Source organism: Stenotrophomonas sp. YJH_SMC_79 (assembly GCF_059367995.1).
This window is the reverse complement of the sequence record NZ_JCAFRK010000001.1, coordinates 1,183,996-1,199,093: the sequence shown is the minus strand read 5'-3', so window position 1 is coordinate 1,199,093 and position 15,098 is coordinate 1,183,996. Positions and strand designations below refer to the sequence as shown.

Below are 15,098 nucleotides of genomic sequence, written 5' to 3'. Positions count from 1 at the left end.
CTGTTGAGGCCCGATGCTGCGCGGCCTGTCCCATGCTCAACCCGGAGTTCCTGCATGCCAAGGATGATCACCACCCTGCTCGACAGCCGCGTGCTGTGGCTCCTCGCCCGACTGCTGCTGGCCGTGGTGTTCCTGTCCTCGGGCCTGGCCAAGCTGCTGGCGTGGGACAACAGCGTGGCCGAAATGCAGGCGGCCGGGCTGCAACCGCCTGTGCTGTTCAACCTCGCCAGCGCCGTGGTGCTGCTGGGCGGCTCACTGTGCCTGCTGCTTGACCGCCTGCTCTGGCTGGGCAGCGGTGCGCTGGCGGTGTTCATGCTGCTGACCATCGTCATCGTGCATACCTTCTGGACCAAGCACGGTGCGGAACAGCAGCTGGCCCTGTTCTTCGCGCTGGAGCACCTGAGCGTGGTCGGCGGCCTGATCTGCGCGGCCATCGCCAGCCACGCGCGGGCTCAGAAGAACTCGTCGAGCAACCGGTAGAACGCCAGCCGGCGCTCGTCGGCCACCGCGCCGTAGCGCTGGAACAACGGCGCGACCCAACGCGTGTCGCCGAAGTTGTGGACCAGGCTGCGCGCGGCCAGCGCCAGGTCCTGGTAGCGGTCGGCAACACCCAGTCGCCCACAGTCGATGAAACCGCTGAAACGCCCCTCGACCACCATCAGGTTCGGCAGGCAGGCATCGCCATGGCTGACCACCAGGTCTTCATGATCGGGCCGGGTGCTGCACAGTTCGGCGAAGACCTGCTGCGGACTCTGGCCCAGGCGCTCGTCATCGAAGTCGTCAGCGTCGACCATGCCCGCCTCGACCCGTGCCTGCGCCGCCTGCAGGCGCGAGGCCAGTCGCTGGTCGAACGGACAGGCTGCCACCGGCAACGCATGCAGCCCGCGCAGCGCGTCGGCCAGCAGTTCCACCAGTTCCTGCGGCGCGAGTTCAGGCGACGAAGCCAGGTCGCGGCCGGGCAGCGCGCTCATCAGCAACCAGCGCCGGCCCGCTTCTTCGGCGGTGGCAATCACCGTCGGCGCCGGTTGTCCCTGTGCCTGCAGCCAGCGCAGGCGCGCGATCTCATCGCCCAGCTCACTGAAGGCGTCGATCACTTCCGACTTCACGAAGGCATCGGCCTGCCCCGGCCGTTGCACACGGGCTACATCCGCGCGCGAAACACCGATCGACTGGCGCTCGATGCGCGCATCGGCCAACGTTTCCTGCCATGCCCACGGTAGCGGCATGCCATCAGTGCAGGGATCGGGTGCTTCCATGCCGGGGTGTTCCTGTTGCCGGTGACCCCACGGATTCTCGCTCATCCTGCACGGATCGCGGCCAACAGCAGCGCGGAAAGGTACATGCCTGCGCCGAACACGCTGTGCGCCACCAGGCTGCGCAGGCGCGCCTTGCCCGGCGCCGGGGTCTTCGAAGCGGCAAGGCCGGCACCCATGCCCGGCTGCAGGATGAGGAACGGCGCGGCAACACTGAGAGTGCCGAAGGCCAGCGCAGGCCACAGAGTCGGTGCCTGCACCCAACCGTTTCCGACCACGGCCAGCAACAACGCGGCGAAGACCACCCCGATCACGTAATGCGCGGTCCAGCCCAGCGCGCGCTCGCCACTGACCGCTGCCGAGCGGCCGATGCCGTCGTGGCGGAAGCGCCCGCGCGGCAGGTGCCCCAGCCAACGCCCGACCATCGCGAAATCCAGCGAGGGAATACCGAGCAGCCGCCGCTGCACCAGTGCCCACAGGTCCATCACTGCGGTTGCTCCCACGCCGACTACCACCGCATCCATCACGAATGTCGCCACGCCAACCATATCACCAATCTTCAATTATTTGCTTGAATGATAGAGCGATGCTAGCGTACCCCGCATGAACGCTGCAACAGAGCCACCCCCCTCACCGCTGGAGGCCTTGGCCGAGATCGCCCGCACGCTCGGCCATGCCCATCGCCTGGCCCTGCTGGAGCACATCGCCCAGGGCGAGCGCGCCGTGGAACGCCTGGCCGAACTGACCGGGCTGTCGGTGGCCAATACCTCCCAGCACCTGCAGCAGCTGCGCCGCGCCGGCCTGGTACAGACCCGCCGCGATGGCAAGCGCATCCTCTACCGCAGTGGTGATGGCCCGCTGGGCAACCTGCTGGCCGCGCTGCGCGACTATGCCGACCACCAGCGCAGCGAGATGCAGGGCGTGATCCACGACAGCCTGCAGCGCCGCGATGCGTTGGAAGGACTGACCGTCGAGCAGCTGCTGGAACAACGCAGCAGCGTGGTGCTGCTGGATGTACGGCCGCGCGAGGAATTCGATCTGGGCCACCTGCCCGGCGCGCTGAACATTCCCGTTACGGAACTGCGTGCACGGATGGACGAACTGCCGCGTGCCGTCCACATTGTCGCGTACTGCCGCGGTCCCTACTGCGTGCTGTCCAACGATGCGGTGGCGATGCTGCGCGAGGCCGGACTGACCGCGCAGCGGCTCGCCGCCGGTTACCCCGAATGGAAGGCCGCCGGCCTGCAGGTGGACCTGCCCCGGCACTGAGCGAGACACCGGTCATGGATGATGTGTTTGCCCCGTTGATCGATGCGACCTGGCGCGGCGTGTTCTCCGGGCAGCGCACGCTGCAGGATGATCCACTGCTGCAGTTGGCGTGCAGCGATGATTTCGATGAGGGCGAGGATGGCATGCTGCTGCAGCCACTCGTCGGCCCTGCGCGCGCACTGCTGCGCCCTGCCCTGGCGGCTCGCCTGCAACTGCCAGTACAACCGCACTGGACGCTGGCGCAGCTGCAACAGCGTCTGCAGCAGCTCGACCAGTGCACGCATGGCGCGGATCGCGTCTTCTACTTCCCTGCCGCAGAACTTGCGGCCTTGGCCGATCGCCCTGTACCGCCACATGTCCGCCGTCTCGACCCGGCCGACGCAGCCGCGTTCGACATGTTCCAGGCCAGCGCCAGCGAAGAGGATCTGGATGCGGCCTGGGTTGAACTGGATCACTGGCAGGCGTTCGGTGCCTTCGATGGCGAGCAGCTGGTTGCCGCGGCAAGCATGTACCCGTGGAGCCTGGATCCAGCCCTGGCCGACATGGGCGTGCTGACCCTGCCCGAGGCCCGCGGTCGCGGGCACGCGCGCCAGCTGGTACACGCCATGGCCGTGTCCGCGCAGGCGGCCGGGCTGCAGCCTCAATACCGCTGCCAGCTCGACAACACCGCCTCGATCATTACCGCCGAGCGCAGCGGCCTGCGTGCGTTCGCCGACTGGGACACCGTTCTGGCAGCCGATTGAGGCTGCCGCAGTACAACAAGGAAGCAACATGAAATTGATGGTCATCGGCGCCAGCAGGGGCCTCGGTCGGGCGTTCGTGGAAGGCCTGTGCAGTGCGGGCGACACCGTCATCGGCGTTTCGCGCAACCGTCCACGCGATCTTGAATGCCCCGAGGGTGTCACCCTGCAGTGGATCGAAGCCGACCTGTCCCAGCCCCCCCTGGCTGCCAATCACATCGCAGCGCAGGCACCGGCCGATCTGGATGTGCTGATCCACAACCTGGGCATCTGGGAAGAAACCGCCTTCAGCGATGAGTACGCCTTCCTCGACGAGAGCGATGCCGCACTCACCCAACTGGTCGACGTCAACATCACCGCGACCCTGGTGCTGCTGCAGCGCCTGCTGCCGCGAGTGCTCGGCGCGCCACGCCCGCAGCTGGTGCTGACCGGCTCGACCTCGGCACTGCCACGCAGCGGCCGCCCGGAAGTGGCGTTCGGCGCATCCAAGTTCGCGCTCAATGGCATCGCCGATGCACTGCGCGAGGGCTTCCGTGATCGCCGCCTGGCGGTGACCAGCCTGCAGCTGGGCTACCTCAACACCGACGATGCACTGTCGGTGCCGATGGCAGAGGCCGCAGCGCGCGGCGAGGGCGAACTGGTGCCCGTCCATGACGTCGTTGCGATGGTGCGTGCGTTGCTGCAGTTGTCGCCGTCCGGCTTCGTGCGCGAACTGGTGCTGCCGGCCATCGCTGACCCGCGCTACTGACTACCGCTGCGCTGGTCAGGCTCGGCCTCTTCGCGCAACAGGTACCCCAGCACGATGGCGGTCAGCACGGTCGCCATCGCCAGGACAAACAGCTGGCCACGGACGGCCTCCATGTACGCCTGGGCCAGCACCGTTCTCGAAACGCCGGGCAACGCCTCCACCGCTCCACCGAGGTCGCCCATGGACAGCCTGTGCACGGCGGCACGGGCCACGGCGCCGGCCTCCAGCGTCATGTTCCCGCCAATCCGGGCCGAGAGCATGATGCCGACAAGCGCGAGGGCAATGGAATCGCCTGCCAGTCGCATCGCATTGAAGATGCCAGCGGCCATGCCGGCCTGCTCCTTGCCGACCACGCTGACCGCCAGGCCATCCATGATCCCCCAGGGAAGGCCGATGCCGATCCCGATGACCAGCATCGGCATCCAGCGCACCGACGGGAACGGGAACACCTGCGCCAGCCATGCCAGCCCAAGCGCGCCGATCAGCAGGCCCGCACAGCACAGCGTCCGCGCCGGAATCCAGCGCAGCAGGTAACCGGCAACCAGGGGAACAACCAGCAAGGGTGCAGACAGTGCTGCCATCGCCAGCCCAGCCTCGGTGGGCCGCAGTCCTTCAACACCGATGAAGCCAGCCGGCAGCACGACCAGAAGGACGACGTAGGAGAACGCAGGGGCAGCGGCCAGAATCTGCACGCCAACAAAGCGCCGGTTGCGGAACAGGCCGAGATCCAGCAAGGGTGTGCGATGGGAGCGCTCAACGACAATGAACCCGCCCAGCAACACCACCGAGAGCGCCAGCAGTACCAGCGTCTGCGGATGCAACAGGCCACGTTCCGGCAGCACGATCATGGCGTAGGTGAGTGAGCCCAGCGCCAGCATGAAGGTGATAGCCCCCAGCCAATCCAGGCGTGGCGAACCGGCGTTTCTCGATTCGGCGGATGACAGGGCGACCAGCGGTACGGTCAGGGCCGCCAGCAACGCCGGCAGGAAGAACACCCATTCCCAGCCCAGCGCATCGATCAACCCGCCTGCCAGCAGCGGACCGCCTGCGGCCCCTGCACCAAAGGTGGTGCCGATCAGGCTGAAAACCCTTGCCCGCGCCTGGCCGTCGAACACCTGCGCCAGCGACGCCATCGCGCCGGCAAACGCTGCCGACGCCGCCATCCCCTGAAGCAGTCTCAGGACATCGATCCACGCCACATCGGGCATCAAGGGAATCAGGCCGGTGACGAGCGCAAACGACGCGCCGCCCAGGATCCAGATCCGGCGCCGGCCATGCAGATCGGCCAGTCCACCGGCCACCAGCGTGGTGCAGCCGTAGGTCAACAGGTAGGCATTGATGATCCAGGACAACGCCGCAGGGGAACCGCCCAGCGCGTCCCGGATGGCAGGAATGCCCACCGCGGGGCTGGCAATGCTCAAGGGAATGGTGAGCGCGGTCAGGCAGCCTGCCAGCACCACTCCAAAGCGTGATGATCCGGCCGTCTCAGCAGAGGCAACAGACATGTCGATGAAGCTCCAGCGTGGCAAAGCGCCACTGCATTGATGCTATCGACGACGCTATTGCGGAAGAATCCACCCTCGGGTCCGTGCTTTAATGACATGAACGTCATCAATGGCAACGTCATGGACAGCTTTGCCGGTCTCAGCCTCTTCGTTCTGGTCGCCGAGGCACGCAGCTTCGCGGCCGCAGCGCGACAGCGTGGCATCACCCCTTCGGCAGCAAGCAAGACCATCGCCCGGCTGGAAGAGCGCCTGGGCGCCCGCCTGCTGAATCGCAATACCCGCAGCGTCAGCCTGACTGCCGAAGGCGAGCAGTTCCTTGAACGTTGCCGCCGCATCATGATCGAGGTCGCTGCGGCAGAACGCGAGCTGACCGATGCCCAGGCCGCGCCCAGCGGACGCCTGAAGGTCAGTCTTCCACTCACCAGCGGTCTGATGCTGCCGGTGCTTTCGGCGTTTGCGCACCGCTTCCCCGCCATCGAACTCGACCTGCACTTCAGCGACCGCCTGGTCGATGTCATCGAGGAGGGCTTCGACGCCGTCGTCCGCACAGGCAGCCCCGCCGACTCCCGGCTGCACGGTCGCAACCTGGGCAGTACCCGCCTGCTGTGCGTGGGTGCCCCTGCATACTTCGCCCAGCGCGGCACGCCGCAGTACCCGGATGAGCTGAGTGCTCACGCCTGCCTCCTCCATCGCTTTCCCGGCACCGGCCTGCTCGAACGTTGGCCACTGCCCGCGCATGAGGGAAGCTCTGAGACGCGGCTGACTGCCGCGATGACCGCCAATCATCTTGAGACGATCCTGCACATGGCCATCGATGGCCATGGCATTGCGTGCCTGCCCGACTTCGCCACGCGTGATGCGCTGGACCGCGGTGTGCTCGTCAGTGTCCTGGATCCATGGAGCACCGAGCGAAGCACCTTCTGGGCCCTCTGGCCAAGCCATCGCCACCAGCAGCCGCGTGTACGCGCGTTCGTGGATTTCATGGCCGAACACCTCCTGCCCGAACGCAGCCAGCGCAATTGAACCTGCGCCCTGCTGCGACTACGCTGATCGTCACTGGCCGTCGGTCACAGGCGGGAACCTGCTATGGATGCGCTTTCACGGGTTGCGGCCCAGGTCCTGGACAGCGCCCTGCCCAGCCTGCCGCTGTACCTGCTGCAGGCCACGGCGGTGATCGGCATGATCGGCGTGCTGCTGATCGCCACCCGTCGCGCCGGCCATGCCATTGAAGGCCGCCGCCTGTACGTGGGCGTGGCGCTGGGCCTGATCTACCTGTTCAACGCCTGGTTCGTGGCCCGCTACACCCAGGGCGTGGTCAAGCTCCACCTGGGTTTCGACATCCTGCTGGTCAGCGGCCTGCTTGGCGGCTGGCGCGGTGGCCTGGCCTGCCTGGGCGCAAGCCTGCTGGCACGCTACCAGTTCGTCGGCACCCAGTACTTCCTGCCGGCCGGCCTCGAGGCCATGTTGCAGATGCTGGCTGGCGTCTGGCTGCGCAGGCGCCTGCACCCGCGCATGCTCAACGAACTCTCGCTGCGCATGATCCTGCAGGCCTGGGGCGTGCGTATTGTCGTCACTGCGTTGGGCCTGGCACTGGGCGTAGCAATCATCGGCGCCAATCAGCTGCCTGTGGAGGAGTTGGCAATCCAGCGCCTGCTGGCACTGCCACTATCGCTGCTGATGCTGGGCGCGGTGTTCGCACTGGTCTACAACGATGCGCAGATCGATGCACAGCGCCAGCGCGAACAGGCCTGGCTGCGCATCGATCCGATCAGTGGCCTGCCCAACATGCGCGCGCTCGGCGAACGCCTGCAGCATTACTGGCGCGACAACGACGGCATCGGCAAGGCCTGCCTGATCGTGGCAGAGATGGGCAACCTGCGCGATCTGCGCCTGCGCTATGGTCCGCTTCAGGACAACGGCCTGTGGCAACGCGACAGTACCGAAGAGGTGCATCGGCTGCTGCCCTCGCTGCCGGCCGGGCGGCTGGAGATCTACCAGTTCGGCGATGCCGCGCTGGCGATCCTGGTGCGCGACCTGACCTTGTCCGAACTGCGCACGCAACCGCAGATCACCGAGCTGGCCAGCAACCTGGCCGATCGTGTCGGCCGCGATTGGCCAGGCTTCCGGCCGCTGTTCCGCTGTGCGGTGGTCGAACTGAAGCCACCGGCCGCCGCAGACGATGGCCACCTGCCTTTCCGGGCAATCACCGTGGCACTGAGTGCGATCGAATCCGGCGTCGTGTTCTTCGACGACCCGATCCAGCGTGACAGCGAGATCGACGCCCTGATCGAAGTCGCCCTCGAACGCTGGCTGCAGCAGGGCGACGCACCGCTCTGCTACCAGCCCAAGCATCGCCTGCAGGACCGCCAGCTGGTCGGCGCCGAAGCACTGCTGCGCATGCGCGACGGCGAGGGCCGGCTGATCGCGCCGATGCGGGTCATCTCGCTGCTGCGCCGGCAGGGGCGGCTGGCTGAACTGGAATGGGCCACGCTGCAGTCGGCCGTCCACTTCCTGCAGCAGTGCCGACGCGATGGCACGCAGCTGAAGATCGCCGTGAACGTTTCGGCCGAGTCACTGCGCCTGCCCGACTTCGGCCTGCGACTGCAGGAACTGCTGGCACTGCACGATGTACCTGGCGCGATGCTGCGCCTGGAGATCGTCGAATGGACCGAGATCGTCGAGCGCGACGTGGTCGATGCCAACATCGCACAGCTGCTGGCGGCGGAGGTCACCCTGTCACTGGATGATTTCGGTGCCGGCTATTCAACCCTGATCCTGCTTTCGCAGCTGGCCATCGCCGAGGTCAAGATCGAACAGGCGCTGATCGCCACGCTGTCCGACGCCAAGTCGCAGTCGATCGTACGCTTCATCGTCGAAGTCGCGCACCGCTGCGGTGCGGTTGTCGTGGCCGAGGGCACCGAGACCCTGGCGCAGGAACAACAACTGCGTGCACTGGGCGTGGATGTCGGCCAGGGCTATCTGTACTCGGCAGCGCTGCCGGCCGACGAGTTCCGCCGCTTCGCCGCCAGCTAGACCGCGTAGAAACCCAGGAACATCGCCACCGCCGATTCGGCCACACGTGCACGCTCCTGTGCGTTCAACGGTGCCTGCCCCATCGTCACCTGTGGCCAGAACGCAAAGCTCTTCACCAGCCCGTGCAGCTGGTGGCCGGCGAACTCCGGATCGACCTCGCGCAACCGGCCATCGGCGATTGCCGCGCGGATCCACGCACTCTCGCCACTTTCCTTCTCGCCCATGCGGCAGACGATGGCCTGCGCCCGCTCCGGTGAGTGGATGATCTCGGCCATCGCCACCCGCGCCAGATCGATGAAATTGGCATCGCTGAGCAGTTCCAGCTTCTGGCCCAGCAGCTGCAGCAGCTGCGCCTGCAGCGGCTGGTCGGCGCGGTACGGCAATGCGTCGCTGGCCACGCTGCGTTCCCACAGCTCCTCCAGGATCATCGAGAACAACGCTTCCTTGCTCGGGAAGTGGTTGTAGACGGTGCGCTTGGAGACCCCGGCCGCCTCTGCGATGCGGTCCATGCTGGTCGCCTCGTAGCCGGATGCACGGAACTCCTCCACCGCCGCGCGCACGATGGCGTCGCGTTTACGGTCGGTCAGGCGTTGTGGGGCACGGGGCATGGCGGGAACCGGATAACTGAACGGACGCCACCATTTTACACCCGGGAGTGTACTTTTGAAAAACACGAAACTACACTGTGCAGTGTACTCAGCGGACGTCACCCATGAAGCGCCTGCTCCTTGTCCTTTTGCTTGGAATCCTCGCCGTGACCGCCTACACCTTCTGCAAGTCCTGGTCCCTCCCCGACTTCCCCGATTCGCCGCAGTATCGCGACGGCAAGTTCCGCAATGCCCTGCCCCGTCCGGCAATGGGCCTGCGCGACGGTGCGGAGATCTGGTGGACGTTCCTCTTCAACAAGCCCAAGGGCACCGTGCCCGCCCACCCGATTCCGGTGCAGCCGCTGGACCGCGCCACCCTCGACGCCGCGCCGGACCGCAGCCTGTTCCGGCTGGGGCACTCCACGATCCTGCTGAAACTGCGTGGCCAGTACTGGCTGACCGACCCGGTGTTCTTCGAGCGCGCATCGCCGGTGCAGTGGATGGGGCCGGCACGCTTCCATGCGCCACCGATCAGCATCGACGCGCTGCCGCCGATCGCCGGCGTGATCCTCTCCCACAACCACTATGACCACCTGGACCATGCCGCAGTGATGCAGCTGGCCGGCAAGACCGCGCGCTTCATTGCCCCGCTCGGCGTGGGTGACCAGCTGATTGCCTGGGGTGTGGACGCCAGCAAGGTGGAACAGCTGGACTGGTGGCAATCGACCGAAGCCAGCGGCCTGCGCCTGACCGCCACCCCGGGCCAGCACTTCTCCGGCCGCGGGCTGGGCGACAGTGATCGCAGCCTGTGGGCGTCATGGGTGATCCAGGACGGCGACTTCCGCATCTTCTTCAGCGGCGACACCGGCTACTTCGACGGCTTCAAGGCCATCGGCGAAAAGTACGGCCCGTTCGACCTGACGATGATCGAGACCGGTGCCTACGACCCGCGTTGGGCGTTCGTGCACATGCAGCCGGAACAAACCCTGCAGGCGCACCTGGACCTGCGCGGCAAGTGGCTGCTGCCGATCCACAATGGCACCTTCGACCTGGCCCTGCACGAGTGGCAGCAGCCGTTCGAACGGATCACCGCGCTGGCCGCAGCGAAGAATGTTCCGGTGGCCACGCCGATGATGGGCGAAGCGCTGGACATGCAGGCGCCGCAGGCGGGTAGCCGCTGGTGGGAGACGGTGGAGCTGTAACAGGGGGGGCGCTTGACCTGCCGGAAACCATGTAGAGCCGAGCCATGCTCGGCTGCTTCTCAAAAGTGTTCCGTGGAAGTCAAACAAGCCCAGCTCTGGAGGCACCGCAAGTAGAGATACTGGCAGCATTGCTGACATCGAAATGCACGGTTATCAACCCGGCTTCCGGAAGCGCATTTTGGACCTGCACGCATGTATCACGCGCGACTTCGTTTGCGACCGTTCCCTCTCTCTGGAATCGCAACGCCAAGATACCCGGCAAACCACTACCCGGCAGCGCATCGTCACATCCCGACTCTGCGAGACCTCGCTCAAATGCACTGAGACCTTCCCCGATATCGGACACTCGGTACATCAGCGTGAAACTGAATTCCATCATCAATCCATTCCAGATCCGAGGTCGCTACAAATAGCGTATGGCCTGGCCGACGGCCGTCCAGAGCCACATCCGTCAACCCCATTGATGGTGATCGTGACTCAAACCGGCGATCGAGGCGACCGGCCATCATCCACAACCTATTGCAGTGCGTCATGTAACCGATTACATCCCTTGCTAGCGTAGCGCTCGCCCGATTCCGGTCGAACCTGCGAGGCTGTCCGTAATGACGTTGCGCGCCGAACGTTCCAAGGTCTTCCGCTCAACTATCCCATGGCGATCTGCCACTGCCCTGCTGTTGGCCGCCCTCGCCTCCAGCGCACAGGCACAGACCCTCCCCCCGCGCAGCCAATGGCAGGCCAGCAGTTCCTCGCAGCAGGTGCCGGCGATGGCGATCAGCCACCTGATCGACGGCGACCCGAAGACCGTCACCGGCGGCGCCTTCAGCCCCGGCCACTGGTTCCAGATCGATCTGGGCGCACCAGCGCTGCTGGCCGGTGCGCGCCTCACCTGGGATGTCTCCAACCCGGAAGGCTATTCGCTGCAGACCTCATTGGACGGCTCGCAGTGGCAGACCGCGTACACGATGGCCGACTCACTGGGCGATGTGGAAACGCTGTACTTTGCACCACGGCAGGCGCGCTACCTGCGGCTGGCCAGCCCACAGCGCACCTCCGATTGGGGCGTGTCGATCTTCGAGATGGAGCCACTGGACGACTCGCTCAGTGCACGCATCGGCGGTGTGGATGCAGCGCAGGCAGCAGCGCTCTGGCAAGGCGGTGGCGCCGTTGCGGTTCCGCCCGGAAAAGCAGGCGCTCACGCGTTCGAGATCACCCTGCCCCGCGCGCAGTCCACGGCTGGCCTTGTAGTGGAATGGGCGGAAGGCGCGCGCGGCGCTGCTCGATTGCAGGCGCAGGACGCGCAAGGCCGCTGGCAGGACCTCGCACATGATGCGCAGGCGGCCAGCCGCAGGCAGAGTTGGCTGGCGGCTGACACGGCGCAGCCGCTGCGTGCATTCCGGCTGAGCGTGGACGGCGCCGCACCCCAGGTCGCGCGACTGCGCCTGCTCGGCCCCAAAGCGGTGATGACGCCGATGAAGCGCTATCAGATCGCCGCCAGCGGCGCGCAGCGCGCGTTGTTCCCGGCCTCGCTGCAGATGCAGCAGACCTATTGGACCGCCGTCGGCGTGCACGCGGGGCGACAGAAATCGATCTTCGACGAATACGGCAACCTGGAAGCCTTCAAGGGCGCGCCACTGGTGCAGCCACTCTGGCGTAGCGCTGACGGGCGTGCCGCAGGTGCCACCGGGCAGAACGTGCAGCATGCATTGCGTGATGGCTGGAAGCCGATGCCCTCAGCCACCTGGTCACCGCAGCCCGGCCTGGAGCTGCGCAGCGAAGTGTTCGCCATCGAACGCGACGGGCAACCGGTCACCTTCCTCCGCCATCGCCTGCACAACACCGGAAAGACCCGCATCGACGGCACGCTCAGCCTGGTCGTGCGCCCGATGCAGATGAATCCACCGTGGCAGAACGGCGGGCTGTCACCGATCCGCGATGTGACCATCGATGGACAGGCCGTGCGCATCAACGGGCGCACGCTGCTGCACTCGCTCACGCCGGTGGCTATGTCCGGCGCGGCGCCGTTTGGCAGGGATGGCGCAACGGAAATCACCGCGAACCTCGCTGCCGGCCAGCTGCCCTCCACGCAACAGGCGCACGACGACGACGGTCTTGCCTCGGCTGCGTTGAACTACCGCGTGTCACTGGCACCAGGCGCCAGCGATGCCATCGTGGTCGCGTTCCCGCTGGGCACTGCCGCCGCCGATACCAAGGGCGCACTGCCCGAAGCGCCTGCGCTCGATCTGGCCGCGCTGCCCCGCGATGCCAATGCAGCATTCGATTCCCTGGCCACGCAGGCCTCTGCGGACTGGCAAGCACGGCTGGGCCAGGTCGGCCTGCGCCTGCCCGATCCCTCACTGGTGGACATGCTGCGTGCGCAGGCCGCCTACATGCTGATCAACCAGACCGGCCCGGCCATGCAGCCCGGCCCGCGCAACTACAACCGTTCCTTCATCCGCGACGGCATGGCCACCTCGGCGGTGCTGCTGCGCATGGGCGAAGCCCGCGTCGCCCGCGACTACCTGGCCTGGTACAGCGAACACGGCGTGCATGCCAACGGTCTGGTTTCGCCGATCCTCAACGACGATGGCAGCGTCAACACCGGCTTTGGATCGGACATCGAGTACGACAGCCAAGGGCAGTACGTCGCGTTGGTGGCCGATGTCGCGCGCCTGGATGGCGGGCCCGAGTCGGTGCGTGACTACCTGCCGAAAGTGAAAGCCGCGCTGCGCTTCCTGCAGGAACTGCGCGAGCGCACGCTGGTGCCCGGCTACAAGGCCGACCAGCCGGCACCGGAACGCTTCGCGGGCATTCTTGCGCCGTCGATCAGCCACGAGGGCTACCCCTCGCCCACCCACAGCTACTGGGATGACTACTGGGGACTGAAGGGCTGGCACGACGGCGCGTGGCTGGCCGAATCGCTGGGCGACCACGAGACCGCAATGTGGGCGCGCGGGCAGTACAAGCTGCTCTACGACGCGCTGCATGCCTCGATCCGGGCGACGATGGCGTGGAAGGGCATCGACTTCATACCCTCCTCGGCCGACCTGGGCGATGGCGACCCAACCGGGGTATCGATCGCCTTGGACCCCACCGGAGCGCAGAGCGTACTGCCCGCAGAAGCCCTGCGTACCACCTTCGACCGCTACCTGGACGATGTGCGCAGGCGCGGCCAGCCCGGTGCGCTGTACGCCTATACGCCGTACGAGATCCGCAACGTGCTGAGTTACGTGCACCTTGGCCAGCCACAGGTGGCCGACGAGCTGCTGCAGGGACTGCTGCATGATCGACGCCCGCTTGAGTGGCAGGTGCTGGCCGAAGTGGTGCATTCGCGGCTGCGTTTCCCGCGCTATCTCGGCGACATGCCGCACACCTGGATCGGCGCCGAGTACGGCCGCACGCTGTTCGGCATGCTGATGCGCGAGGACGATGATGCGTTGTCGCTGCTGCCAGGTACGCCACCGTCGTGGGTGGCGGGGGATGGATTGGCGGTGGAACGCCTGCCGACAGCATATGGCACGCTGCAGATGCAGGCACGGCAGCGCGACGGCACACTGACAGTCACGCTCGGCGCGGGGCTGCGCAACGAGACGGCGGTGAAGGTCTGGTGGCCGACGCGCACGACGCCGAAAACGGTGCGTGTGGATGGACGTATCGTTTCCAACTTCGATGCCGAGGGTGTGCGCTTGGCAAGGCCGTTCAAGACGCTGGAGGCGCGTTGGTAGAACAGCCGAGCATGGCTCGGCTCTACAAAAGCAGCGGTAGCGCCGGGCCACGCCCGGCGTCATTGCAGCGTCGGCAACCCCGGCGGATTGGTCTGCGACTGCGGCACGGCTTCCTCGGCCACATTCCACCGCTTCAGCGCCTGCGCATAGGTGCCGCTGCCAATCTGCGTGTTCAGCGCCTGCGTCACCGCATCGGCCAGGCCGCTGCCCTTGCGCGTGGTCACCGAGATCGCCGCGGCGTTCGGCCAGCCACCCGGGAACAGGCCCACACGCCGCACCTTGCCGTCGCGTGCCGAGTACGCGCCGGTGGCATTGGGCTCGAACGAGACATCGGCGCGGCCAGTGATCACCGCCAACCGGCCGACCACGGCGTCATCGAAGTACTGGTACTCCACCGGCTTCAAGCCGGCCGCAATGTTCTGCTGGTCCCACTGGCGCAGGATCTGGTCCTGGTTGGTGCTGGCACCCACCACCACCTTCAGCCCCGCCACATCCGCCGGCTTCTCGATCTTCTGGATCGGCCCATCAGTGCGCGTGTAGATGCCCAGCAGGTCGTAACGGTAGCTGGAGAAATCGAACTTCTTCTTGCGCTCTTCGGTGACCGTCACATTCGACAGCACCGCATCGTACTTGCCCGACTCCAGCCCCAGCGGCCAGTCGGCCCAGGCCACCGGCACGATCACCAGCTTCAGGCCCAGCCCATCGGCGATCAGCCGTGCGATGTCGGGCTCGATGCCGACCACGTCCTTGCTGTCGGCGCCGTAGTCGGCCAGTGGCAGCTGGCCCGGGTGGGTCGCCACGGTGAACGCACCCGGCGTGACAAAGCGGTAGCCGGCGGGAATCAAGGCCTGCGCCTTGGGATCTAGCGTGCCCTTCAGCACGGTGCTGTTCGCTCCGGCCAGGCTGGTCGCAGCCACCGCCGCAGCCTCCGGGGCCTGGCGCACGCGCGAATAGACGATGCCGGCGATGCCGATGACCAGCACGCCTGCAATCAACAGGGTGCTGCGCGAGGGGCGACGGGGGGATGCAGGGCTCATGG

General features: G+C 66.5%; 14 protein-coding genes. 8 read left to right on the top strand and 6 right to left on the bottom strand.

Annotated elements, in window-relative coordinates; genetic code table 11:
- The first annotated feature begins 54 nt into the window (after positions 1 to 54).
- Positions 55 to 480, top strand: a complete 426-nt coding sequence (locus AC5P57_RS06005) for a DoxX family protein (RefSeq protein ID WP_099552880.1) — start codon at positions 55 to 57, stop codon at positions 478 to 480.
- Here the strand turns inward: AC5P57_RS06005 and AC5P57_RS06000 are convergent.
- Both AC5P57_RS06000 and AC5P57_RS05995 read right to left on the bottom strand, forming a co-directional pair.
- Positions 453 to 1,256, bottom strand: coding sequence for an APH(3')-II family aminoglycoside O-phosphotransferase (locus tag AC5P57_RS06000; protein ID WP_262235670.1), 804 nt, complete (start codon positions 1,254 to 1,256; stop codon positions 453 to 455). The genes AC5P57_RS06005 and AC5P57_RS06000 overlap by 28 nt on opposite strands.
- Before the next feature lie 41 nt (positions 1,257 to 1,297).
- Positions 1,298 to 1,801, bottom strand: coding sequence for a DUF2938 domain-containing protein (locus AC5P57_RS05995; protein ID WP_315974208.1), 504 nt, complete (start codon positions 1,799 to 1,801; stop codon positions 1,298 to 1,300).
- Between the two features lie 55 nt (positions 1,802 to 1,856).
- On the opposite strand from AC5P57_RS05995, the gene AC5P57_RS05990 reads away from it, so the two are divergent.
- The 3 genes from AC5P57_RS05990 to AC5P57_RS05980 are packed head-to-tail and all read left to right on the top strand — an operon-like array spanning position 1,857 to position 4,010.
- On the top strand, positions 1,857 to 2,522 hold the full coding sequence (locus AC5P57_RS05990; RefSeq protein ID WP_262235668.1) for an ArsR/SmtB family transcription factor: 666 nt from the start codon (positions 1,857 to 1,859) through the stop codon (positions 2,520 to 2,522).
- A 14-nt stretch (positions 2,523 to 2,536) separates the two neighbouring features.
- Positions 2,537 to 3,265 (top strand): GNAT family N-acetyltransferase, encoded by a 729-nt coding sequence (locus AC5P57_RS05985; protein WP_262235667.1) that lies wholly within the window; start codon positions 2,537 to 2,539, stop codon positions 3,263 to 3,265.
- Positions 3,266 to 3,293: 28 nt separating this feature from the next.
- Entirely contained in the window at positions 3,294 to 4,010 is a 717-nt protein-coding gene (locus AC5P57_RS05980; RefSeq protein WP_262235666.1) for an SDR family NAD(P)-dependent oxidoreductase, read from the top strand.
- Here AC5P57_RS05980 and AC5P57_RS05975 read toward each other — a convergent pair.
- Positions 4,004 to 5,515 carry an MFS transporter gene (locus AC5P57_RS05975; RefSeq protein WP_262235665.1) on the bottom strand — a complete coding sequence of 504 codons (1,512 nt, stop codon included), beginning with the start codon at positions 5,513 to 5,515 and terminating at the stop codon, positions 4,004 to 4,006. The two genes, AC5P57_RS05980 and AC5P57_RS05975, sit on opposite strands and share 7 nt — an antisense overlap.
- A 39-nt stretch (positions 5,516 to 5,554) precedes the next feature.
- Between AC5P57_RS05975 and AC5P57_RS05970 the strand changes: the two genes are divergently transcribed.
- Both AC5P57_RS05970 and AC5P57_RS05965 read left to right on the top strand, forming a co-directional pair.
- The gene (locus tag AC5P57_RS05970) at positions 5,555 to 6,538 is read left to right on the top strand and encodes a LysR substrate-binding domain-containing protein (protein ID WP_430542870.1); all 984 of its coding nucleotides are present in this window, start codon (positions 5,555 to 5,557) and stop codon (positions 6,536 to 6,538) included.
- Positions 6,539 to 6,601: 63 nt separating this feature from the next.
- Complete coding sequence (locus AC5P57_RS05965) at positions 6,602 to 8,548, top strand: EAL domain-containing protein (RefSeq protein WP_099552886.1); 1,947 nt, start codon at positions 6,602 to 6,604, stop codon at positions 8,546 to 8,548.
- Here AC5P57_RS05965 and AC5P57_RS05960 read toward each other — a convergent pair.
- Positions 8,545 to 9,156: a TetR/AcrR family transcriptional regulator gene (locus AC5P57_RS05960; protein ID WP_049449635.1), complete on the bottom strand. Its 612-nt coding sequence runs from the start codon at positions 9,154 to 9,156 to the stop codon at positions 8,545 to 8,547. The genes AC5P57_RS05965 and AC5P57_RS05960 overlap by 4 nt on opposite strands.
- Positions 9,157 to 9,260: 104 nt before the next feature.
- Between AC5P57_RS05960 and AC5P57_RS05955 the strand changes: the two genes are divergently transcribed.
- Positions 9,261 to 10,337 (top strand): MBL fold metallo-hydrolase, encoded by a 1,077-nt coding sequence (locus AC5P57_RS05955; protein ID WP_495219505.1) that lies wholly within the window; start codon positions 9,261 to 9,263, stop codon positions 10,335 to 10,337.
- Positions 10,338 to 10,416: 79 nt separating this feature from the next.
- Here the strand turns inward: AC5P57_RS05955 and AC5P57_RS05950 are convergent, their stop codons facing one another.
- Positions 10,417 to 10,716: a hypothetical protein gene (locus AC5P57_RS05950; RefSeq protein WP_262235664.1), complete on the bottom strand. Its 300-nt coding sequence runs from the start codon at positions 10,714 to 10,716 to the stop codon at positions 10,417 to 10,419.
- Between the two features lie 223 nt (positions 10,717 to 10,939).
- Here AC5P57_RS05950 and AC5P57_RS05945 point away from each other — a divergent pair, with 223 nt between their 5' ends.
- On the top strand, positions 10,940 to 14,059 hold the full coding sequence (locus AC5P57_RS05945; RefSeq protein ID WP_262235663.1) for a discoidin domain-containing protein: 3,120 nt from the start codon (positions 10,940 to 10,942) through the stop codon (positions 14,057 to 14,059).
- Positions 14,060 to 14,118: 59 nt separating this feature from the next.
- Here the strand turns inward: AC5P57_RS05945 and AC5P57_RS05940 are convergent, their stop codons facing one another.
- Positions 14,119 to 15,096, bottom strand: a complete 978-nt coding sequence (locus AC5P57_RS05940; RefSeq protein ID WP_262235662.1) for an ABC transporter substrate-binding protein — start codon at positions 15,094 to 15,096, stop codon at positions 14,119 to 14,121.
- Between the last annotated feature and the right edge of the window lie 2 nt (positions 15,097 to 15,098).

Excerpts from the sequence above, each read along its gene's own strand:
- AC5P57_RS05960 (WP_049449635.1), bottom strand. The coding sequence starts at position 9,156 with ATGCCCCGTGCCCCACAACGCCTGACCGACCGTAAACGCGACGCCATC.
- AC5P57_RS05950 (WP_262235664.1), bottom strand. The coding sequence starts at position 10,716 with ATGATGGAATTCAGTTTCACGCTGATGTACCGAGTGTCCGATATCGGG.
- AC5P57_RS05970 (WP_430542870.1), top strand. The coding sequence starts at position 5,555 with ATGCTATCGACGACGCTATTGCGGAAGAATCCACCCTCGGGTCCGTGC.
- AC5P57_RS05995 (WP_315974208.1), bottom strand. The coding sequence starts at position 1,801 with ATGGTTGGCGTGGCGACATTCGTGATGGATGCGGTGGTAGTCGGCGTG.
- AC5P57_RS05945 (WP_262235663.1), top strand. The coding sequence starts at position 10,940 with ATGACGTTGCGCGCCGAACGTTCCAAGGTCTTCCGCTCAACTATCCCA.
- AC5P57_RS05980 (WP_262235666.1), top strand. The coding sequence starts at position 3,294 with ATGAAATTGATGGTCATCGGCGCCAGCAGGGGCCTCGGTCGGGCGTTC.
- AC5P57_RS05990 (WP_262235668.1), top strand. The coding sequence starts at position 1,857 with ATGAACGCTGCAACAGAGCCACCCCCCTCACCGCTGGAGGCCTTGGCC.
- AC5P57_RS05965 (WP_099552886.1), top strand. The coding sequence starts at position 6,602 with ATGGATGCGCTTTCACGGGTTGCGGCCCAGGTCCTGGACAGCGCCCTG.
- AC5P57_RS06005 (WP_099552880.1), top strand. The coding sequence starts at position 55 with ATGCCAAGGATGATCACCACCCTGCTCGACAGCCGCGTGCTGTGGCTC.
- AC5P57_RS06000 (WP_262235670.1), bottom strand. The coding sequence starts at position 1,256 with ATGGAAGCACCCGATCCCTGCACTGATGGCATGCCGCTACCGTGGGCA.
- AC5P57_RS05955 (WP_495219505.1), top strand. The coding sequence starts at position 9,261 with ATGAAGCGCCTGCTCCTTGTCCTTTTGCTTGGAATCCTCGCCGTGACC.
- AC5P57_RS05940 (WP_262235662.1), bottom strand. The coding sequence starts at position 15,096 with ATGAGCCCTGCATCCCCCCGTCGCCCCTCGCGCAGCACCCTGTTGATT.
- AC5P57_RS05975 (WP_262235665.1), bottom strand. The coding sequence starts at position 5,515 with ATGTCTGTTGCCTCTGCTGAGACGGCCGGATCATCACGCTTTGGAGTG.
- AC5P57_RS05985 (WP_262235667.1), top strand. The coding sequence starts at position 2,537 with ATGGATGATGTGTTTGCCCCGTTGATCGATGCGACCTGGCGCGGCGTG.